The sequence below is a fragment of the Aeromonas dhakensis genome, assembly GCF_002285935.1.
Classification (GTDB): Bacteria; Pseudomonadota; Gammaproteobacteria; order Enterobacterales; family Aeromonadaceae; genus Aeromonas; species Aeromonas dhakensis.
In genome coordinates this window covers 3,567,923-3,587,758 of the sequence record NZ_CP023141.1, presented here as the reverse complement: position 1 = coordinate 3,587,758, position 19,836 = coordinate 3,567,923, and the positions used below count along the sequence as shown (strand labels likewise).

Here is a 19,836-nt window from a genome sequence, read left to right as displayed (position 1 = left end):
TGGGGGCCAAGGCCCCCATTGTTGTTTCCGCTTGCCGAAAAGGGCCTGCATCTGCTTGAAAAAGCAGCGTTTGTAGCCGCAGCTATGGGCAGTGGCGGCGGGATCCGCTAGCATGGGCCGCCGCCGTATCAACCCGACCAGACGAGAGTTCAGATGGATGACCTGCTAGCCCCCGTGCGCCAGTTTTTGCACTGCGAGACCCCGGATGCGTGGATCGAGATGGCGCGGGATCCCGCCCAGCTGCCGACCCTGCTCATCGATCACGCCAACTGCGAAAACAAGGCTGCGCTCACCGCCCACAGCCTGGTGCGCCGCTACTGCCTGCCCAAGGGCAAGCGCCATCTGCTGCCCAAGCTGGAGTTCTATCGGGAGCTGGACGCCATTCCGGAGAAGGCCGAGATCCTGGGCAAGCGGACCATGGGAGAGACCGATCGCACCGTGTTCGAGGAGCTCTCTCGCAATCCGCTGCTGTTTCCCATGGTGCGGCTCATTCAGGAGGAGCTGCACCACTTCGAGCAGGTGCTGGAGCTGATGGCCGCCCGCGACATCCCCTACGGCCCGGTGACCGCCTCCCGCTATGCGCGTAACCTGATGCAGCACGTGCGCACCCACGAGCCCGCCACCATAGTCGACAAGCTGATCATAGGCGCCTATATCGAGGCGCGCTCCTGCGAGCGTTTTGCCAAGCTGGCTCCCCATCTGGACGAGGAGCTGGGTCGCTTCTACGTCTCCCTGCTGCGCTCAGAGGCGCGCCACTATCAGGATTATCTGGCGCTGGCCGAGCAATATGCGGGGGAGGACATCAGCGAGCGGGTGGCCTTCTTCGGCCAGCTGGAGGCGGAGCTGATCCGCTCGCCGGATCCGCAGTTCAGGTTCCATAGCGGTCTTCCTGTCAGATCTGACAGTTGTTGACGCGAAGGGGGCTGCCTACCATTGCAGCGTTCCTACTACGAGCGACGCATTTACTTTTGAGCGCAATTCCCGGCCCCTGAGCCGGGATTTTTTTGTCTCATTTTCGGGGCAGCGGAAACAGCGGGGAAGGGCCGGTGGCAGGCCGCCGGGCAGGGCTCAGCGGCGGTATTCGTTGTCGTAGTTCTGGATGAGGCGGCGGGTCACCTCGTGCTGGGGATCGGCGAACACCTTGAGGGTCTTGCCGCGCTCCACCACCCGCCCTTCGTGCATCACCAGCACCTCGTCGCTGATGTGGCTCACCACCCCCAGATCGTTGGCCACCAGCACATAGCTGAGCCCCATGGTCTCCTGCATCTCCAGCAGCAGGTTGATGATCTGGGAGCGCACCGAGATATCCAGGGTAGAGAGCGCCTCGTCAGCTACCACTATCTTGGGGTTGAGGATCAGCGCCCGCGCCAGCGCCACCCGTTGCTGCTGGCCGGCGGAGAGCATCTGCGGGTAGAAGAGGGCGTGATCCGCCAGCATGCCCACCATGCGCAGGGTCTGTATCACCTTGTCGCGGCGCTCCTCCTCGGTCATCTCGGTGTTGAGGCGCAGCGGTGTCTCCAGGATCTGGCCGACCCGGATCTTGCGATTGAGGGAGGAGTTGGGGTCCTGGAAGATCATCCGCAGCAGCTTGCAGCGGGTCTGATAGTCGCCATGGATCATCGGCTGCCCCTCGATGGCGATCTCGCCACCGCTCGGCTCTATCATGCCCGCCAGAATGCGGGCCAGGGTGCTCTTGCCGGAGCCGGCCTCGCCGACGATGGCCAGGGTCTGGCCCACCTCGAGATCAAAAGAGAGCGGCTTGATGGCTTCCACCGCCCGGCGTCGAAACAGGCCGGTGCGGTTCTGATAGGTCTTGCACAGGCCCCTGACCTGCAGCAGAGAGGGTTCGATCACTGTCCTGACTCCTTGGTGACAGGGCTCGCTGTCACACACCGATACGAAATTGACGTCACTTCTTGGGCTCTTCCATGTTCAGCGGGAAGTGGCAGCTGAACTGGTGCCCCTTGATCTTGCTCATCAGCGGCGTCTGCACGCACTGCTTCTGGGCGTAAGGGCAACGGGGGCCGAGCCGGCAACCGATGGGCAAGTGCTGCAGCGGCGGAATGACGCCGGGCAGGGTCTCGAGGCGCGACTTGTGGCGCACCAGCTTGTCAAAGTCGGGGATCGACTTGAGCAGCGCATCGGTGTAGGGGTGGTGCGGGGTTTCCAGGATCTGCTCCCGGGTGCCCACCTCCACCATCTGGCCGCAATACATCACGTTGATGGTGTCGGTCAGGTTGGCGATGGCGGCGATGTCGTTGCTGATGATTAGGATGGTGGTGTTGCCCAGCTTGTTCATCTTGTCCAGCAGCCGCAGGATCTGGGAATGGGTGGTGGACTCCATGGCGCTGGTGGGCTCGTCCGCCACCAGCAGGCGCGGCTGGTTGGCAATCGCCATGGCGATCATCACCTTCTGGCACATGCCGTCCGACAGCTCGTGAGGGTAGGCCCGCATCACCTTGCGATGATCCTTGACGCCGACCCGGTGCAGCAAGGCGATGGCCTTCTTCTTGCGCCACTGGAAGCGCTGCCAGAACTGCCCCTCGAACGAGTCGGTGGGGATCGCCTCTTCCAGCTGGGTGCCGATCTCCTCGGAGGGGTCGAGACAGCTGATGGGGTCCTGGAAGATCATGGCGATCTCGCGGCCCATGATGCGGCGCCGCTCGCGGGGCGCCATGGTCAGCAGGTCCATGTCGTTGAAGCGCATCCGGTCGGCGCGCACCGTCCAGTTGTCCTTCTGGATGCCGACGATCACCTTGGCCACCAGGCTCTTGCCGGAGCCGGATTCTCCCACCAGGCCGCGGATCTCCCCCTCGGCCAGGGTCAGGCTCACCTTGTCCACCGCCTTGACTTTGCCCTGCGGAGTGTCGATCTCGATGGTGAGGTTGCGTATGTCGAGCAGCGGCATCAGTCATTCCCCTCTTTGAGTGCTTCGCGAATGCCTTCACCTACTAGATTGGTGACCAGCACGCTGAACAGGATGGCCATGCCCGGCAGGGTCACGGTCCAGGGGGCGAGATAGATGAGATCGCTGGAGTCCGCCAGCATGGCGCCCCACTCAGGTTGCGGTGACTGGGCACCGAGGCCGAGAAAACCCACCGCCGAGATGTCGAGGATGGCCGCCGACAGGGTGCGGGTGGTCTGGGCCACCAGGGTCTCGACGATGTTCGGCAAAATGGCGAGGCGCATGATCCGCAAGGGGGGCGAGCCGTCGAGCCGGCTGGCGATGATGTACTCCTTCTGCATCTCGGTGTGGACCGCGTTGTAGGTGGCCCGGATGAAGGGAGGGATCAGCGCCAGGGTGATGGCGATCAGGGTGTTGAACAGACCCGGCCCCAGAATGGCCACCATGATGATGGCCAGCAGCAGGGAGGGGATGGAGAGCAGGGTATCGAGCAGGTGGTGCAGCACGCTCGACTTGAGCCCCTTGCTCATGCCGCCGAGGATGCCGATGGCGGTGCCCACCACCATGGCGATCACCACCACCAGCAGGGCGTTGCCAAAGGTGAGCCTGGCGCCCACCACCAGCCGGGAGAGGATGTCGCGGCCCAGATCGTCGGTGCCGAGGAAGTAGTCGATGTTGCCGCTGTTGGCCCAGGAGGGGGCCAGCAGCAGGCGGGAGCTGTGCTGCTCGTCGATGCCGTAGGGCACCACCAGCGGGCCGAGCAGGGTGATGAGCAGCAGGATCACGAAGCACCAGAGTCCTGCCATCGCCAGCGGATTGCGGCGATAGGAGGCCCAGGTCTGCTCCAGCGGCGAGAGGATCTTGAGCTCGGGGTAGAGGCTAGTCTTGTCTTGCATAGGATTCCTGGCTCCGGGTCATGCCATGAGCACGTTCAGTCTTGTTTTGCATAGAGTTCTTTGCGCCGCGCCGGGTAGATGATGGTGGTGAGCAGCTCGGTGCTGACGCTGATGAAGATGACGAAGCTGGCCACCACCAGGGTGGCGCCGCGGATGGCGGCGTAGTCCTGCAGGGCGATGCTGTTGATGAGCCAGCGGCCGATGCCGTGCCACTCGAACACCACCTCGGTGATCATGGCGGAGGTGAGCACGCTGCCCAGCTGCAGGCCCAGCAGCGGCAGCACCGGCGGCAGGGCATTCTTGAGACCGTGGCGCCAGACGATCTGGCGGCGGGAGAGACCGCGGCTGGCCGCCGCTTTGATGTAGTTCTGCTTCATCACGTCGATGAGGGAGCTGCGCACGTGGCGGATCACCTCGGTAGTGGGCACCACCGCCAGCACCAGCGAGGGCAGGATCAGGTGGCGCAGGGCGTCGTGCAGGGCGGCCTGGCGCCAGGGCTCGTGGCTCATCAAGACGTCGATGAGGGCGATGCCGGTGATGGAGGGCACGTCATAGAGCAGGCTGATCTGGCCGGAGGCGGGCAGCCAGCCCAGCTCCAGCGAGAAGAACATCACCACCAGCAGCGCCAGCCAGAACACTGGCACCGCGTAACCGATGAGGCCGGCGGTCATGATGGTGAGATCGAGCGGCTTGCCCTGGGAGAGGGCCGCCAGGGTGCCGAGCGGAATGCCCACCAGCAGCGAGATGGCGAAGGCCGCCCCGCAGAGGATCAGGGTGGCGGGGAAGTAGTGACGGATCTCGTCCAGCACCGGCAGGCCGGAGACGCTGGAGAGCCCCAGATCCCCGTCCAGAATGCGGCGCAGGAAGTCGGGGTAACCGCTCCAGAAGCTGGCCTGCTGGCCGATGAGGCGCACGTCCAGCAGGTAGGCGACGAAGGTCAGCGCCAGCAGGGTGATGAGCAGCAGATTGATGCGACGCAGGATATAGAGAAACATGCTTACTCCCGATAGGCCTGGTTGAAGACGGTGCCGCCAAAGGGCATCAGGGAGAGCCCCTCGATGTCGCTGCGGCTGACCTGGGTACGCAGGGCATGGGCCAGCGGAATGAGCGGCATCTGTTCGTTGAGCAGGGTCTGGGCGTAATAGTAGTTGCGCAGCCGGAACGCCAGCTGGGGCGTGGTCACCGCGTCGTCCAGCAGCTGATCAAACGCCGGGCTGCACCAGCGGCTGTAGTTGTTGCCGCGCTCGACGGCGGCGCAGCTCAGCAGCTGGCGAAAGAAGTTGTCCGGGTCGGCGTTGTCGGCAATCCAGCCGCTGAGCAGACTGTCGTACTGACCCTGGGCGAGGCGGGCCTCGATGACCGGCCACTCCTGTTGCACGATTTTGAGCTTGATGCCGATCTTGGCCAGATCGCTTCGCATCAGCTGGGCAGTCTTGAGGGCATCCGGGTTGTAGGCGCGCGAGCCCGGCTGCACCAGCACCTGCATCTCGAAGCCTTGCGCCAGTCCCGCCTCCTTGAGCAGTTGGCGCGCCCGCTTGAGATCCGGCTGGCGCATCGGCAGGGAGGGGTTGTAACCCCAGGAGAGCGGCGGCAGCAGGCTGTTGGCGGGCTGACCCGTCTCGAAATAGACCGCCTGCAGCAGGTTGTCGATGTTGATGGCGCTGGCGATGGCCTGGCGCACTTGCACCTTGTTGAACGGTGCCTTGCGGGTGTTGAGGGCGAGGAAGGCGACGTTCATGCCGGACTGTACCGCCAGGCTGAGGTCAGGATCCTTGTCGATCACCGACAGCTGGCTGGCGGAGGGGGTGCTCATCACATCGCACTCGCCGGTCAGCAGCTTGGCCAGCCGCTTGGAGGATTTGGGAGTGATGTCGTAGATGAGCTGTTCAATCTTGGCCTCGCCGCCCCAGTAACCGGGGTGACGCAGGTAGCGCACGTATTCGTTGTGGCGATACTCCTTGAAGCTGAACGGCCCTGTGCCCACCGGGCGGCTGTCGATGAGCCCCGGGGTGCCGGCCTTTTGCAACTGCTCGGCATACTCGGCGGAGAGCACGATGGCGTAGTCGCTGGCCAGGGTGGCAAGGAAGGAGGCATCCGGCCGGTTGAGCTCGAACACGACTTTATCGGCTCCCTTCCGGTAGACCCGTTTGATCAGCTGATCCAGCCCCAGGCTGTAGAAGTAGGGGTACTCGCCGCCGGACACCTCGTGATAGGGGTGCAGCTTGTTGAGCAGCCGCTGCCAGGTGAACACCACGTCGTCGGCGTTGAGGGGGCGGGAGGGGTTGAACCAGGGCGTGTGGTGAAAGGTCACCCCCTGGCGCAGGGTCAGGGTATAGGAGAGGCCATCCTCGCTCACCTGCCAGCGGGTGGCGAGCCCGCCTTCGAGCGCCAGGGTGTTGGGGTTCACCTCCAGCAGGCGGTCATAAAGGGGGCGCGAGCTGGCATCCAGGGTCACCCCCGAGTTGGAGACCTGGGGATTGAAGGTCTGGGGCGAGCCTTCCGCACAATAGATGAGTCCCGTTCTGGACGCGTCATCCTGTTTGTGACAACCGGTGAGCAGCACCAGCACACCAAGCAGCAGGGGTTTGAGCATTCTCATTGTCGAACCATGTTTTTATACGAAGTTGCCGGCGATGGGGCCGGCAAGGGGTGGAAGCCGCTCTGGCACGGGCTGCCCGGGTTATTAATCCGCATCGTTGTCACTGTCCAGCAGCTGGTATTTGCGCAGCATACCGCGGAACTGGTGATAGCTCAGGGCCAGCAGTTGGGCGGCTTTGCGCTGATTATACTGGGATTGCTGCAGTGCTTGCTTGAGTAAATTAATCTCGTAGCCCGCCACCGCCTGTTTGAGGTCCAGCGGCAGGGCGGCAGCGGCCGCAAGGGGCGCCGGTTGCGCCTCGCTCGGCAGCGCCACGGCGGTGTCGGTGCGAGCCAAGGGCCGCCAGGGGGAATCGAACGGGTTGAGCACCAGCTCGGCCAGCGGCAACTGGGGGTTGCCCTGGCGGTAGATGCTGCGCTCCACCACGTTTTTCAGCTCCCGCACGTTGCCTGGCCAGGGGTAGTCCAGCAGCAGCTGGGTCGCCTTGCGCGAGAAGCCGGCAAACAGCGGATAGCCGAGCTCCCTGGTCATGCCGTGGGCGAAGTGCTCCGCCAGCATCAGAATATCGTCGCGCCGCTCCCGCAGAGGGGGCAGGGTGATGACGTCGAAGGCGAGCCGGTCGAGCAGATCGTGGCGAAATTGCCCCTTGTCGGCCAGCGCCGGCAGATCCTCGTTGGTGGCGCACACCAGCCGCACATCCACCTTGAGCGCCTTGGCGCCACCCACCCGTTCGAACTCGCCGTACTCGATGACCCGCAGCAGTTTTTCCTGCACCCGGGCGCTGGTGGTGGCCAGCTCGTCAAGGAAGAGGGTGCCGCCATCGGCCCGCTCGAAGCGACCCTGGTGACGCTTGGCGGCGCCGGTGAAGGAGCCCGCCTCGTGGCCGAACAACTCGGTCTCCAGCAGGCTCTCGCTCAGGGTGGCGCAGTTGACGGTGACAAAGCTTTGATCCCAGCGCGCCGAGAGATAATGTAGGCGGTGGGCGATCAGCTCCTTGCCGGTACCCCGTTCGCCGATGATCAGCACGGGCTTGCGCAGCGGCGCCAGGCGGGAGGCCTGCTCAATGATCTCGAGAAATGCGTTGGATTCCCCCAACAGGCTTTCCGTGGCCGTGGTCATAGTCATCCCCGTGAGTCGGTGAAAGCTGGTCAATCTTACCAAAAGTTGGTGATTCTAATCATTACTTGTGTGGCGCCTCTTGAAATGCGATCGAGCAGCCCCATATAAATCAACAAGTTAAATTCTGTTCCAGATTGGCACACAAGTTGCCATTGTCAATGGAGAAACAACGTATGCCAACCACAGGAGTACAATCATGAGTATTTTTTCCCGCCTGGCCGACATCATCAATTCCAACCTGACGGCCCTGCTCGACAAAGCAGAAGATCCCCAGAAGATGGTGCGCCTGATCATCCAGGAGATGGAAGACGAATTGGTGAAGGAGCGCTCCAACCTGGCCCGCTTCCTCGCCAACCAGAAAGAGATCGGCCGCCAGGTCGCCCGCCATCAGGAGCGGGTCGCCGAGTGGCAGGGCAAGGCCGAGCTGGCCCTGAGCAAGGAGCGGGAAGATCTGGCCCGTGCCGCGCTCATCGAGAAGAAGAAGCAGGCCGAGCTGGCCGACTCCCTGTTGCGTGAGCAGCAGGCGGTGGACAGCGGCATCGAGAAGCTGGGGGAGGAGATCCGTCAGCTGGAAGCCAAGCTGGAAGATGCCCGTGCCCGCCAGAAGGCGATGGCCATTCGCACCGAAGCGGCCAGCAGCCGTCTCAACGTGCAGAGCCAGGTTGCCCGTGGCGACAGCCAGGCGGTGGTGAGCAAGTTCGAACGCATGGAGCGCCGCATCGACGAGATGGAGGCCCGTGCCGATCTGGGGCAGTCCGACAAGGCGCTGGCCCAGCAGTTTGCCGAGCTGGAAGCCGACGATCAGATAAGCAAAGAGCTGGAAGCCATGCGCCAGAAACTGGGCCAGAGCGACACCACGCCGAAACAGGGAGAGTAACAGATGGAAGATCTGCTGGGTGTGTTGATGGTTCCCATGGTGGTCTTCATGGTAGTGGTGGCCCCCATCTGGCTGGTGCTGCACTACCGCGCCAAGGGGCGCATTGGCGCCGGTCTTGCCGATGGCGAGCGTGAACAGCTGCAGGGCCTGCTGGTGCGTGCCGAGAAGATGCAGGAGCGGGTCGGCGCCCTGGAGTCGATTCTGGATGCGGAAGTCCCGGGTTGGAGGAACAAGGTATGAGCAGCATCAGTCGTGAAGGTCGCAATCTGTACCGGGATCCACAGCGCGGCAAGATAGCCGGGGTCTGTGCCGGTCTGGCAGAGTACTTCGGGGTGGAGACCTGGATCGTGCGGCTGCTGGCCATCAGCGGCCTCATCTTCGCCGGTTTCATCACCTTCACCGCCTACGTCGCCGCCTGGTTTCTGCTCGACAAGAAGCCGGTCACCCTCTACGCCCAAGAGGATGCCGACTTTGCCGAGGTGCGGATGAAGGCTCGCAGCTGGCAGGCAGGTGTCACGCCTCATCAGGCCCTTGCCCGCATCGGCCAGGAGCTGGATGCGCTGGAGCCCAGGGTGCAGCGCATCGAGAAGCTGGTGACCTCCAAGGAGTTCACCCTGCAGCGGGAGTTTCGCAACTTGTAAAGCCTGAGCGGTACGATGGTCCCGCCGGCCTGGATTTGCCTCTGATGACAGGGGAGGCGGGCGGGGATCATGACGAGGGTGGTGCTGCCTGCCACCCGCTTCGCCGGGCAGCTACGGGAGAACAGAACAAGCCTTGATACTCAATAAACTGGAACAGCAATTCAATCGCCTGCAGCACAAGGCAAGCGACGTGGTGAACCGGGTCCGGGATCGCCACATCCGGCTGGCGGTCACCGGCCTCTCTCGCAGCGGCAAGACCGCCTTCATCACGGCGCTGGTCAACCAGCTGGAACACGCGGCCATCGATGGCCGGCTGCCCCTGTGGGATGCCCTGCGCCAGGGGCGCATCCTCGGCGCTCGCCGGGTACCCCAGCAAAATGCCCACATTCCCACCTTCCCCTACGAGCGTGGCCTCGACTCTCTGTTTGGCGATCCGCCGGCCTGGCCCGAGCCGACCCGCGGGGTGGCCGAGGTACGCCTCGAAATTCGCTATCGCACCCGTCATCCGCTGCGCAAACACTTGGGGGAGATCTCTACCCTCTACGTGGATCTGGTGGACTACCCCGGGGAGTGGCTGCTCGACTTACCGCTGCTGGAGATGAGCTACGAGCAGTGGAGCGAGCAGGTGCGCGAGCAGCTGCGCCGCCCCGAGCTGCAGACCCTGGCCGCCGGCTGGCTGGCACCCGCATGGCAGGCGGAGCAGGGCTTCGAGGAGCGGCCGGTGGCCCAGCTCGCCGAGCGCTACACCGATTACCTGCACGCCTGCAAGCGTGAGCTGGGGCTGCACCTGATCCAGCCCGGTCGCTTCGTGCTGCCGGGGGAGTATGCCGGCGCCCCCATGCTGCAGTTCGTGCCCTGGGTGTGGGAGAAGCCTGCCGGCGAGCCCGCCGAGGGGACCCTCTACGCCACCCTCAAGCAGCGCTTCGAGCAGTACAAGCAGCATCTGGTGCAGGGTTTTTATGAGCAGCACTTCGCCGGTTTCGATCGCCAGATCGTGCTGGTGGATTGCCTGCAGCCCCTCAACGCCGGGGCTGCCAGCTTTGGCGACATGCAGCAGGCCATCGCCCGCATCATGGAGAGCTTTGCCTACGGCAAGAGCAACTGGTGGCGGCGGCTCTTCTCACCGCGCATCGACAAGCTGCTGTTCGTGGCGAGCAAGGCCGATCACGTCACCCCCGAGCAGCACGCTCCCATGGTCTCCCTGCTGCAGCATCTGGTGCGCAGCGGCCGTGGCCAGGCCCGTTTTGAGGGGATTGCCACCGAGTGTCTGGCGCTGGCCGCCATCAAGGCGACCGAGATGGGCAAGGGGATGGCCGATGGCCGCGAGTTCCCCGCCATCCGTGGCACCAGCCTCTCGGGTGAGCCGCTGTTGCTGTTTCCGGGTGAGGTGCCATCCCATATCCCGCCTGCGCAGTGGTGGAACAATCAGGGCTTTGATTTTCAGGCTTTTCGCCCGCTGCCCATGAGCGCCCATCAGGCGCTGCCCCATATCCGGCTCGATGCGGCGCTGGAGTTTCTGCTCGGGGATCACCTCGAATAAGGGTGTGCGGCCGGGGTTGTTTCCGTCGCCGCACCCAGAAGACGGTTTTCAGGAGAAGCGATGAACGATCAGACAAAAGCGCAGCCGCCGCTGCAGGGCAAGGTGATCCTGGAGCCCACCTTGACGACAGCTGACGACCAGCGAGCGCCGGCACCCGCCCAGCGACTGGAGGAGGCGAGCTTCGAGCGCCTCGATGAGCTGGAAGAGCTCACCGAGGTGGAGAGTGCCCTCGTCATCAAGCCGCGCCGCCGTCATCGGCTGCTGGCCTGGGGGCTGGGAGCGGTCGGCCTGCTCTCTCTGGGCCAGTACGGCGCCTTTCTCTACGAGCAGTTTCTCACCACCCCGCTCTGGGGTGGTGCCTGGTTGGCGGCCTCGGCACTGGTGGCGGCGGGCACCGCCGGGGTGGTGGGGCGCGAATGGCTGCGCCTGCGCACCCTCAAGCGGCGCCAGGATGTGCGCTCGCGGGCCGAGGATCTGCTGGCCCATCAGGGGGTCGGTCAGGGGCAGGGGTTTTGCGAAGGGCTGGCCGAGCGCAGCGGCGACAAGGGGCGCGAGGGATATCAAACCTGGCTGGCCCAGCTCGACGAGAGCCACAACGATCGGGAGGTGTTGACCCTCTACAGCCAGCTGGTGCTCGGTGAGCGCGACAAGCTGGCCCAGGCGCGGGTGGCCAAATGGTCGGGGGAGGCCGCCGTGCTGGTGGCCCTGAGCCCGCTCGCCACCGTCGACATGATGCTGATGCTGTGGCGCAACCTGCGGATGATCGAGGACATCGCCGATGTCTACGCCATCGAGCTCGGCTACTGGAGCCGCATTCGCCTCATCCGTCAGGTATTTCGCAACATGCTCTACGCCGGTGCCACCGAGCTGGTGACCGAGGTGGGGATGGATTTGCTGGGGGCCGAGCTCACCGCCAAGCTCTCCGCCCGCGCCGCGCAAGGGGTGGGGGCCGGGCTGCTCACCGCCCGGCTCGGCCTGCGCACCATAGAGGCGTGCCGCCCGCTGCCCTGGTGTGCGGACGAGAAACCCAGGCTCGGCGAGCTGCGCAAGCGGCTGATCGGTCAGCTGGCGGGCTACCTCAACAAGGGGTGAGCACCAGGCCAGGGGCTCGATTGTGGTTGTCACAAATTATTTACAATTGTCCGCGACAGCCGACCCCAGGGTCGGCTGCTTTTTTGGGGGGCAAACCGTTACAGTGATCCCATCGCGCAATGGCGCCACACCGCCCGGATGGCGGGTTGCAACCCAGAGGATGGAGTCACCCATGGCAAGTCTCTACACCGCCCACCAGCCGGACGAATCGGGCAGGATCCACTACTCGGACGAGGAGCACGGCACCTGGCAGATCCTGATCGCACGCCAGTTGGCGGCGCTTGAGGGCAAGGCCTGTGACGAGTACCAGGCCGGGCTGGCGCGGCTCGACCTGCCCCGGGATCGGATCCCCCAGCTGGCCCAGATCAACGCCGTGCTGCAACCGGCCACCGGCTGGTCGGTGGCGGCGGTGCCGGCGCTCATCTCCTTTGACCGCTTCTTTGCCCTGCTGGCCAACCGCCAGTTTCCGGTGGCCACCTTTATTCGCCGCCGGGACGAGCTCGATTACCTGCAGGAGCCCGACATCTTTCACGAGATCTTCGGCCATTGCGCCATGCTGACCAACCCCGCCTTCGCCCACTTCACCCATGTCTATGGCCAGCTCGGCCAGCGGGCTGGCAAGGAGGATCGGGTCTTTCTGGCGCGGCTCTACTGGTTCACGGTGGAGTTTGGCCTGCTGGCCACGGCGGAGGGGCTTCGCATCTACGGTGGCGGCATTCTCTCCTCCATCGGCGAGACCGCCTATGCCCTCGGCAGCCAACCTGTGCTGCAACCCTTTGATCCCATCGAGGTGCTGCGCACCCCGTATCGCATCGACATCATGCAGCCCACCTATTTCGTGCTGCCCGAGCTTGATGAGCTCTATCGTCTGGCGGAGCAGGACATCATGGCCATGGTGGCCGAGGCGCGCCGCATGGGGCTGCGTCCACCCCGTTTTGCACCGGCCGGCGGCAAGCAGGCGAGCTGAGCCGTCCGCCGGTGTTGATCACCCCTTTTCATCGATACACAAGGAGAGTCCCATGTCCGAACTGGCCAGCCAGCAGTGTGAAGCGTGCCGCGCCGATGCCCCCAAGGTGAGCGAGCAGGAGCTGAGCGAACTGATGCGCCTCATCCCCGACTGGCAGCCGCTGGTGGTAAAAGGTGAGCTGCAGCTGCGGCGCGAATTCACCTTCCGCAACTTCAAGGAGGCGCTCGCCTTCACCAACCGGCTGGGTGAACTGGCGGAGGCGGAGTTTCATCATCCGGCCATCCTCACCGAATGGGGCAAGGTAACCGTCAGCTGGTGGACCCACAAAATTGGCGGCTTGCACCGCAACGACTTCATCATGGCGGCGCGTACGGATGAGCTGCTGAAGTGAAGACGCCCTCACTCACCGAGTGGGCGAGATGGTGACCGCCAGCTGGTGGACCCACAAGATAGGCGGCTTGCACCGCAACGACTTCATCATGGCGGCGCGCACGGATGAGCTGCTGAAGTGAAGAGGCCATTACTAATCGACAAGTCGCTCAAATAAACGCCTGTAGATGACGCGGGCCTGCCCGGTGAAAACGGGGCGGGCCCGCATTTTTATGGGCTGGCGCTCGCACTGGCGGGATCGAGTCTGTATTATCCGGTCATTCATAGAGTTAGCTAGGAAGTGTGTCCCGAATGCGTCTTGAAGTCAGCTGTGAAGACCGCCTGGGCCTGACCCGGGAACTGCTCGACCGCCTGGTGGAGCACAACATCGATCTGCGCGGCATCGAAATCGATACCTCAGGCATCATCTATCTCAACTTTCCCGAGCTGGAGTTTCGTGATTTCCAGCACCTGATGCCGGAGATCCGCCGCATTCCCGGCGTCTATGACGTCAAGACCATCCCCTACATGCCCTCCGAGCGGGAGCACCATGAGATTGAGGCGCTGCTCAAGGCGCTACCGGATCTGGTCTTCTCCCTCGATGCCAAGGGCAAGGTGACCCAGGCCAACCAGTCCGCCCTCACCACTCTGGCCCTGCCGGTGGAGGAGGTGCGCGGCGCGGCGCTCGGCTCCCTGGTCAAGGGCTTCTCCTTCAGCCGCTGGCTGGAGGCGAGCGAGATCCGCCCGCAGACCTGCAAGCTCAGCATCGGCGGCGAGGAGTATCTGGCGGATCTGATGCCGCTGTTCGTGGCCGAGGAGAAGGGCAAGCAGGCCCTGGCTGGCGCCGTGGTGGTGCTCAAGTCCGCCCGCCGGGTCGGCATGCACTTCAGCGCGCTCCACGCGGTGGAAGTGGGGGGCTTTGAGCACCTGCAGGCCGAGAGCCAGAAGATGAAACAGGTGCTGGCCCAGGCGAGCAAGCTGGCGATGCAGGATGCGCCGCTGCTGATCGTCGGCGAGACCGGCACCGGCAAGGAGTTGCTGGCCCGCGCCTGCCACGGTGCCAGTCTGCGCTCCAGCCATCCCTTCATGGCGCTCAACTGCGCGGCCATGCCGGACAACGTGGCCGAGAGCGAGCTGTTCGGTTACGCCCCCGGCGCCTTTGGCAACAACACTGAGGGCAAGCGCGGGGTACTGGAGCTGGCGAGCGGTGGCACCCTGATGCTGGACGAAATCGGCGACATGTCGCCCCATCTGCAGACCAAGTTCCTGCGGGTGCTGCAGGACGGTGTGTTCCGCCGGGTCGGCGACGAGCAGGAGGTGAAGGTCAATGTGCGCTTCATCTGCACTACCCAGAAGCAGCTGCTGGATCTGGTGCACGAGGGCAAGTTCCGGGAAGATCTCTACTACCGCCTCAACGTGCTGAGTCTGGCGCTGCCGCCGCTGCGTGAGCGCAAGGCGGACATCATGGCGCTGGCCCAGCAGTTCGTCTCCCGTTTTGCCAGCGAACTGCAGCGTCCGCGCCCGCGCTTTACCCGCAACATGGCCGAGTACCTGACCGCCTATCGCTGGCCCGGCAACGTGCGCCAGCTGCGCAACTGCCTCTATCGCGCCATGACCTTGCTGGAAGGGGACGAGATCGGCCCTGAGCACGTGGACTTGCCGGTGGCGGCCGATGCCATGCCGCTCATCGACGAGTGGTTCGAAGGGGGGCTGGACGAGGCGGTGAAACGCTTCGAGAGCAGGCTGCTGGAGCGGCTCTACCCGGCGTTCCCCTCCACCCGTCAGCTGGCCAAACGGCTGGGGGTGTCGCACACCGCCATCGCCAACAAACTGCGGGAATACGGGATCAGCAAGAAGTAACCCCATGAATGTAACTTATCGCAGGGCTCACGCCGGGGTGGGCCCTCTTCATTATTGTGACGCCAGTCCGGTCAGCCCCTTGCTCTGCGGGCTGCGCCTTGTCATGCTGCTGACAAGTTCCATACTATCTCCTGCCGGCTCACCCCCTTCGGGCCTGTGCCCTGTGTGGTTGCTGAGGCGGGTGTAAGCGCAGGCATGATGCACACTTTTTCACTGTTCAGGATCCTGGTCTGGCTGGCGCCCCTGTTTTGCTCGCTGGCCCTCTCCGGCGAGTCGCCCCCGCTCACCGCGGCCGAGCTGCGGTCCGAGCAGGTACGCCAGACCGTGCTCGACATTCTCAGCTATACCCGCTGGCCGAATGAACCCAGCGAGCTGCGCCTGTGCGTGGCGGCGCCGACGGAGTACGCCACCGCACTCTTTTCCATCAAGCAGCAGGCCAACGGCCGGCCGGTCAGCGTCCATCGCTACGAGATCGATGACGAGGCGATCGGCCCCCAGTGCGACGTGCTCTATCTGGGGGTGCTCTCCTCCGAGCGGCGCTTGCCGCTGTTCGAGCGGCTGCGTGGCTACCCCATCCTCAGCATCAGCGAGTCCAGCTCCGAGTGCGTGGCCGACGCCGTCTTCTGCCTGCAGATCGGCAAGGAGCGGATCCGGTTCAGGGTCAATCTGGATGCCCTGGCCAGGAGCGGAGTGCGGGTGCATCCGGCGGTGCTCAAACTGGCCAAGGCCGATGAGGGGGGGTCATGATAGGTCTGTTCCGCCCTCCCTCCCAGCGCCTCACCTTGCGACAGAGTCTGGGACGCACCCACCTGGTGACGTCCCTGACGGCGGTCTGCATGGCCGGTCTGCTGCTGACCGGCATCGCCCTGCTGGCGCTGCGGCTCTATGCGGATCACAATCTGGAGCTGGTCGCCCGCGCCATCGGTTATACCAGCGAAGCGGCCGTGGTGTTCCACGACGAGGAGGCGGCCCGGGAGGCGCTGGAGGCCATCCTCACGCACGAAGACGTGGCGCAGGCCAGCATCTATCTGCCGAGCGGCCAGCTGCTGGCGAGCTGGAGCCGGGCCATGAGTACCCCCTGGTCCGGCCTTGAGCAGTATCTGGCGCGGATCATCCTGCCGGGGCCGGTGGATCAGCCCATGATGCGGGGGGGCATGGAGATCGCTCACATCCACCTGGTGGGGCACGGCCAGTATCTGCTGTTGTTCCTGCTGCAAACCCTGCTGGCCATGCTGCTCTGCCTGGTGCTCAGCACTCTGGGGGCCCTCTATGTGGCGCACCGGATGCAACACTCCCTCACGGCGCCACTCAAGGAGCTGGCCCAGGTGGCCCACAGCGTGAGTCGCCAGCGGATCCTCGCCATGCGGGTGCCGGAGGCCAACATCGCCGAGCTGCACGAGCTCGGTCAGGATTTCAACTCCCTGCTCGACGAACTGGAGGCCTGGCAGGCCCACCAGCGGCGGGAGAATGCCAGCCTGCTGCACCAGGCCACCCACGATGCCTTGACCGGCTTGCCCAATCGTGCTCTGTTTGAGGCTCGTCTGGATCAGGCGGTCACCACGGGCCGGCTGCATGACGAGCGCTTCGCGCTGCTCTACCTCGATTGTGATCGCTTCAAGCAGATCAACGACACCCTGGGCCATGCCGCCGGGGATGACGTGCTGATCGCGCTGGCCAGACGGGTACAACATCAGCTGCGGCCGATGGATCTGGTATGCCGTCTGGGGGGCGACGAGTTTGCCATCCTGCTCACCCCCCTCTCCCTGGTGGAGGAGGCGGAGGATGTGGTTGCCCGCATCCAGCAGGCCATGGCGGACCCCGTGGTACTGGGGGACGGCAGCCAGCTGGTGGCGGCCGTCAGCATTGGCGTCGCGCTGTATCCGGATCAGGGGCAGAGTGCCGCCGATCTGCTGCAGCAGGCGGACCATGCCATGTACCAAGCCAAACGGCTGCGTCGGGAGCTTGCACTCCATGATCAGCTGGAATTTGATGTCTCTGCTGAGGAAAAATAACAATGAAGATCCATGTCCTGATGAAAACCGGCTTGATCGGTCTACTGCTGAGCGTGCTGATGGGTTGCCAGAGTGCTCCCCACGGCCTCACGGCAGAGCAGATCGCCGTACTCAAGGAGCAAGGCTTTCGCCTGACCGACGAGGGTTGGACTCTGGACTTCTCCAACCGTGTGCTGTTTGCCAACAACGCGGATGCCCTGACCCCCAAGACGCGCGTCGTGGTGGAAAAACTGGGGACGACGCTGCTGGAAGTGGGCTTGAACCGGGCGCGGATCGATGGTCATACCGACTCCAACGGGGCGGCGGACTATAACGATCAGCTCTCCTACAAGCGGGCGCAGTCGGTGGCCGACGTGCTGGTTTCGGTCGGCATGCCGCAGGCCAACCTGGACATCCGGGGCCGTGGCGAGCGCGATCCGATAGCCGACAACAAGACGGCTGCCGGTCGGGCCGAGAACCGCCGCGTGGCGATTGTCATCAGCAATGAATGACACGGTTGTGTAGATACAAAAAGAGCGCCATCAGGCGCTCTTTTTTGTGGCTCGCCGTTATTGCTGCTTGAACTTCTCGCGGTCGTGGTGACTGCGCAGGCGGATGTTGATCATCTCCACCGTCAGCGAGAAGGCCATGGCGAAGTAGATGTAGCCCTTCGGAATGTGCAGGTCCATCCCCTCGGCCATCAGCGCAAAGCCCACCAGGGTGAGGAAGGAGAGGGCCAGCATCTTGATGGTGGGGTGGTTGTCGACGAAGTCGCCGATGGCCTTGGCGGCGAACATCATGATGAAGACGGCGATCATGATGGCCAGCACCATGACCGGCACGTGATCCGCCATGCCCACCGCCGTGATGACCGAGTCCAGGCTGAAGACGATGTCGAGGATGGCGATCTGGATCAGGGTGCTGATGAAGCCGGAGGCGGCCGTGCTCACGCTCTCGGGTTCGGCGGCCCCCTCCAGGGTAGCGTGGATCTCATGGGCACTCTTGCCGATGAGGAACAGGCCCCCCAGCAACAGGATGAGATCGCGGCCCGAGATGGCTTCGCCCAGCACGGTGAACAGCGGCTCGGTGAGGCGCATCACCCAGGCGAGCGATAGCAGCAGCAGGATGCGGGTGCCCATGGCGAGCGCCAGCCCCAGGATCCGCGCCTTCTGGCGCTGGGCTTCCGGCAGACGGCCGACCAGAATGGAGATGAAGATGATGTTGTCGATGCCGAGCACGATCTCGAGCAGGGTCAGGGTGGCGAGCGCGACCCAGGCAGAGGGGTCCAGAACCCATTCCAGCATGATGAAACCTTGGTTGAACTTTGGTTGAGGGTTGAAACCGCGCATTCTAGCAGGGGGTTATGGCTTGTCCCAGTGGCTGGAAAAGATAAAAATGGCGACCATCCAACGGGAGGGACATATGTTTCGTTTAGGACTCATCATCAATCCGGTCGCCGGCATCGGTGGCGCGGTCGGTCTCAAGGGCAGTGACGGCATGGTGGCCGAGGCGCTGGCCCGTGGCGCCGTGCCCAAGGCTTGCGAGCGGGCTCGTCAGGCGCTGCTGCCACTGTGTGAACTGGCGGAGCGCTTCGAGCTGCTGACGGTGGCGGGGGAGATGGGAGCCGGGCTTGCCAGCGAGCTCGGTCTGCCCTGTCGCATCGTCTACCAGCCCGCCACTGTGCCCACCACGGCGGCCGATACCCGCGCGGCGGCGCTGGCGCTGCGCAAGGCCGGCGTCGATCTGCTGCTGTTTGCCGGCGGTGACGGCACGGCGCGGGACATCTGTGCGGCGGTGGGGGAGTCGTGCCATGTGCTGGGCATTCCGGCTGGCTGCAAGATCCACTCCGGGGTGTACGGGGTGACCCCCGCCGCCAGCGGCCGGGTGGCGGCCAGAATGATCGCAGGCGAACTGCTGAGCCTGGTAGATGCCGAGGTGATGGACATCGACGAGGAGGCGTTTCGCGCCGGCAAGGTGCGCGCCCGCCACTATGGCCAGCTGCAGGTGCCCGGCGATCTGCGCTACGTGCAGGCGGTCAAGCAGGGGGGACGGGAGTCCGAAGAGCTGGTGCTGGCGGACATCGCCGCCGGTGTGGTCGAGCAGATGGAGCCCGATACCCTCTATCTGATGGGCTCCGGCAGCACGGTGGCGGCCTGCATGGCGGAGCTGGGTCTGGAAAATACCCTGCTCGGTGTGGATCTGGTGGAAAATGGCCAGCTTATCGGGCAGGATCTCTGCGCCGCCGAGATCCTGACCCGGATCCGCGGTCGTCGCTGCCGGCTGATCATCACCCTGATCGGCGGTCAGGGACATCTGTTCGGGCGCGGAAATCAGCAACTGAGTCCAGAGGTGATCCGGGCCGTCGGGCGGGACCAGATCCAGGTCCTGGCCACCAAAGCCAAGCTGGCAGCCCTCGCTGGCCGTCCGCTGCTGGTGGATACCGATGATCCGGCGCTGAACCGGTCGTTAAGTGGTTATCTGCGGATCACCACGGGATACAAGGATCAGGTCATCTACCCGGTGGCCAACCCGGAATAGGACATCAAGGATGCGGCTGGCCTGGCGCCAGAGAGCCGCGATCAACCGGATCGCGGTTCCACTCCCCCGAATTATTTTGCCGGCAATCCCGGAAAATGAGGCTGCGTTAAATGACGATTCATGAATTTGAGCACAAGTTGTTGGGACTGATAGACAGCATGGTGGCCACGGCGACCGATGACGAGCTGTTTGCCGGGGGCTACCTGCGCGGCCACATCTCGCTGGCGGTGGCGCGGGCCGAGCTGGAAGGCAAGACCCTGGTGCGGGATGTAAAGAGCTATGTGCTGCGCAGCCTGAACGAGGCCATTTTGCAGGGTGAACTCTCGGAAGAGGATGAGAAGCTGGTGCAGGCGATGTGGATTCGTTTGCAACAACAGGCAGAAGCTTGATCGGTTACACAGTTCAAACAGAAGTTTAAGTTTATTCTTCCCTGAGGTTAGTG

22 protein-coding genes are annotated in these 19,836 nt (G+C 64.1%); 15 read left to right on the top strand and 7 right to left on the bottom strand.

Going from position 1 to position 19,836, the window contains the following annotated elements:
- The first annotated feature begins 153 nt into the window (after positions 1-153).
- Positions 154-912 (top strand): tRNA isopentenyl-2-thiomethyl-A-37 hydroxylase MiaE, encoded by a 759-nt coding sequence (gene miaE / locus CK627_RS16655; protein WP_017779989.1) that lies wholly within the window; start codon positions 154-156, stop codon positions 910-912.
- A 156-nt stretch (positions 913-1,068) separates the two neighbouring features.
- Here miaE and CK627_RS16650 read toward each other — a convergent pair whose 3' ends face one another.
- From CK627_RS16650 to pspF, 6 genes are all read right to left on the bottom strand, one after another.
- A complete protein-coding gene (locus CK627_RS16650; protein ID WP_005300064.1) occupies positions 1,069-1,854 on the bottom strand; it encodes a peptide ABC transporter ATP-binding protein in 786 nt (261 codons plus the stop codon).
- A gap of 55 nt (positions 1,855-1,909) precedes the next feature.
- Positions 1,910-2,908 carry a peptide ABC transporter ATP-binding protein gene (locus tag CK627_RS16645; RefSeq protein WP_005300065.1) on the bottom strand — a complete coding sequence of 333 codons (999 nt, stop codon included), beginning with the start codon at positions 2,906-2,908 and terminating at the stop codon, positions 1,910-1,912.
- The gene (locus CK627_RS16640) at positions 2,908-3,801 is read right to left on the bottom strand and encodes an ABC transporter permease subunit (RefSeq protein WP_005300069.1); all 894 of its coding nucleotides are present in this window, start codon (positions 3,799-3,801) and stop codon (positions 2,908-2,910) included. Before CK627_RS16640 ends, CK627_RS16645 begins: the two co-directional genes overlap by 1 nt.
- Before the next feature lie 35 nt (positions 3,802-3,836).
- On the bottom strand, positions 3,837-4,796 hold the full coding sequence (locus CK627_RS16635) for an ABC transporter permease (protein WP_005300071.1): 960 nt from the start codon (positions 4,794-4,796) through the stop codon (positions 3,837-3,839).
- A 2-nt stretch (positions 4,797-4,798) separates the two neighbouring features.
- Positions 4,799-6,394, bottom strand: coding sequence for an ABC transporter substrate-binding protein SapA (sapA, locus tag CK627_RS16630; protein ID WP_017782738.1), 1,596 nt, complete (start codon positions 6,392-6,394; stop codon positions 4,799-4,801).
- A gap of 90 nt (positions 6,395-6,484) precedes the next feature.
- Positions 6,485-7,519, bottom strand: a complete 1,035-nt coding sequence (gene pspF, locus CK627_RS16625; RefSeq protein ID WP_054545045.1) for a phage shock protein operon transcriptional activator — start codon at positions 7,517-7,519, stop codon at positions 6,485-6,487.
- 196 nt (positions 7,520-7,715) lie between these two features.
- Here pspF and pspA point away from each other — a divergent pair, with 196 nt between their 5' ends.
- The 12 genes from pspA (at position 7,716) to yfiB (ending at position 17,368) form a co-directional block, all read left to right on the top strand.
- The gene (pspA, locus tag CK627_RS16620; protein ID WP_005300077.1) at positions 7,716-8,396 is read left to right on the top strand and encodes a phage shock protein PspA; all 681 of its coding nucleotides are present in this window, start codon (positions 7,716-7,718) and stop codon (positions 8,394-8,396) included.
- Positions 8,397-8,399: 3 nt separating this feature from the next.
- Positions 8,400-8,636 (top strand): envelope stress response membrane protein PspB, encoded by a 237-nt coding sequence (gene pspB, locus CK627_RS16615; protein ID WP_005300084.1) that lies wholly within the window; start codon positions 8,400-8,402, stop codon positions 8,634-8,636.
- Complete coding sequence (gene pspC / locus CK627_RS16610) at positions 8,633-9,037, top strand: envelope stress response membrane protein PspC (protein ID WP_024941345.1); 405 nt, start codon at positions 8,633-8,635, stop codon at positions 9,035-9,037. The genes pspB and pspC overlap by 4 nt, the downstream gene beginning before the upstream one ends.
- 133 nt (positions 9,038-9,170) lie before the next feature.
- Positions 9,171-10,577: a YcjX family GTP-binding protein gene (locus tag CK627_RS16605; protein ID WP_095592912.1), complete on the top strand. Its 1,407-nt coding sequence runs from the start codon at positions 9,171-9,173 to the stop codon at positions 10,575-10,577.
- A gap of 60 nt (positions 10,578-10,637) precedes the next feature.
- The gene (locus CK627_RS16600) at positions 10,638-11,669 is read left to right on the top strand and encodes a YcjF family protein (RefSeq protein WP_010634204.1); all 1,032 of its coding nucleotides are present in this window, start codon (positions 10,638-10,640) and stop codon (positions 11,667-11,669) included.
- Between the two features lie 172 nt (positions 11,670-11,841).
- Positions 11,842-12,636, top strand: coding sequence for a phenylalanine 4-monooxygenase (gene phhA, locus CK627_RS16595; protein WP_095592911.1), 795 nt, complete (start codon positions 11,842-11,844; stop codon positions 12,634-12,636).
- Between the two features lie 52 nt (positions 12,637-12,688).
- Complete coding sequence (locus tag CK627_RS16590; protein ID WP_005300093.1) at positions 12,689-13,027, top strand: 4a-hydroxytetrahydrobiopterin dehydratase; 339 nt, start codon at positions 12,689-12,691, stop codon at positions 13,025-13,027.
- A gap of 28 nt (positions 13,028-13,055) precedes the next feature.
- Positions 13,056-13,148 carry a 4a-hydroxytetrahydrobiopterin dehydratase gene (locus CK627_RS16585; protein ID WP_010634202.1) on the top strand — a complete coding sequence of 31 codons (93 nt, stop codon included), beginning with the start codon at positions 13,056-13,058 and terminating at the stop codon, positions 13,146-13,148.
- Between the two features lie 169 nt (positions 13,149-13,317).
- Positions 13,318-14,865, top strand: coding sequence for a transcriptional regulator TyrR (tyrR, locus tag CK627_RS16580; protein ID WP_010634201.1), 1,548 nt, complete (start codon positions 13,318-13,320; stop codon positions 14,863-14,865).
- Positions 14,866-15,060: 195 nt separating this feature from the next.
- Positions 15,061-15,612, top strand: coding sequence for a regulatory sequestration protein YfiR (yfiR, locus tag CK627_RS16575; protein WP_026141919.1), 552 nt, complete (start codon positions 15,061-15,063; stop codon positions 15,610-15,612).
- Positions 15,609-16,877: a diguanylate cyclase DgcN/YfiN gene (gene dgcN, locus CK627_RS16570; protein WP_095592910.1), complete on the top strand. Its 1,269-nt coding sequence runs from the start codon at positions 15,609-15,611 to the stop codon at positions 16,875-16,877. Before yfiR ends, dgcN begins: the two co-directional genes overlap by 4 nt.
- 2 nt (positions 16,878-16,879) lie before the next feature.
- Positions 16,880-17,368 (top strand): outer membrane lipoprotein YfiB, encoded by a 489-nt coding sequence (yfiB, locus tag CK627_RS16565; RefSeq protein WP_005300102.1) that lies wholly within the window; start codon positions 16,880-16,882, stop codon positions 17,366-17,368.
- Between the two features lie 57 nt (positions 17,369-17,425).
- On the opposite strand, the gene CK627_RS16560 is transcribed toward yfiB, so the two are convergent.
- Positions 17,426-18,160, bottom strand: coding sequence for a TerC family protein (locus CK627_RS16560; protein ID WP_010634198.1), 735 nt, complete (start codon positions 18,158-18,160; stop codon positions 17,426-17,428).
- Positions 18,161-18,278: 118 nt separating this feature from the next.
- On the opposite strand from CK627_RS16560, the gene CK627_RS16555 reads away from it, so the two are divergent.
- Positions 18,279-19,394 carry an ATP-NAD kinase family protein gene (locus CK627_RS16555; protein WP_095592909.1) on the top strand — a complete coding sequence of 372 codons (1,116 nt, stop codon included), beginning with the start codon at positions 18,279-18,281 and terminating at the stop codon, positions 19,392-19,394.
- Between the two features lie 110 nt (positions 19,395-19,504).
- Positions 19,505-19,783 (top strand): YfcL family protein, encoded by a 279-nt coding sequence (locus tag CK627_RS16550; protein WP_005300108.1) that lies wholly within the window; start codon positions 19,505-19,507, stop codon positions 19,781-19,783.
- Positions 19,784-19,836: the final 53 nt, after the last annotated feature.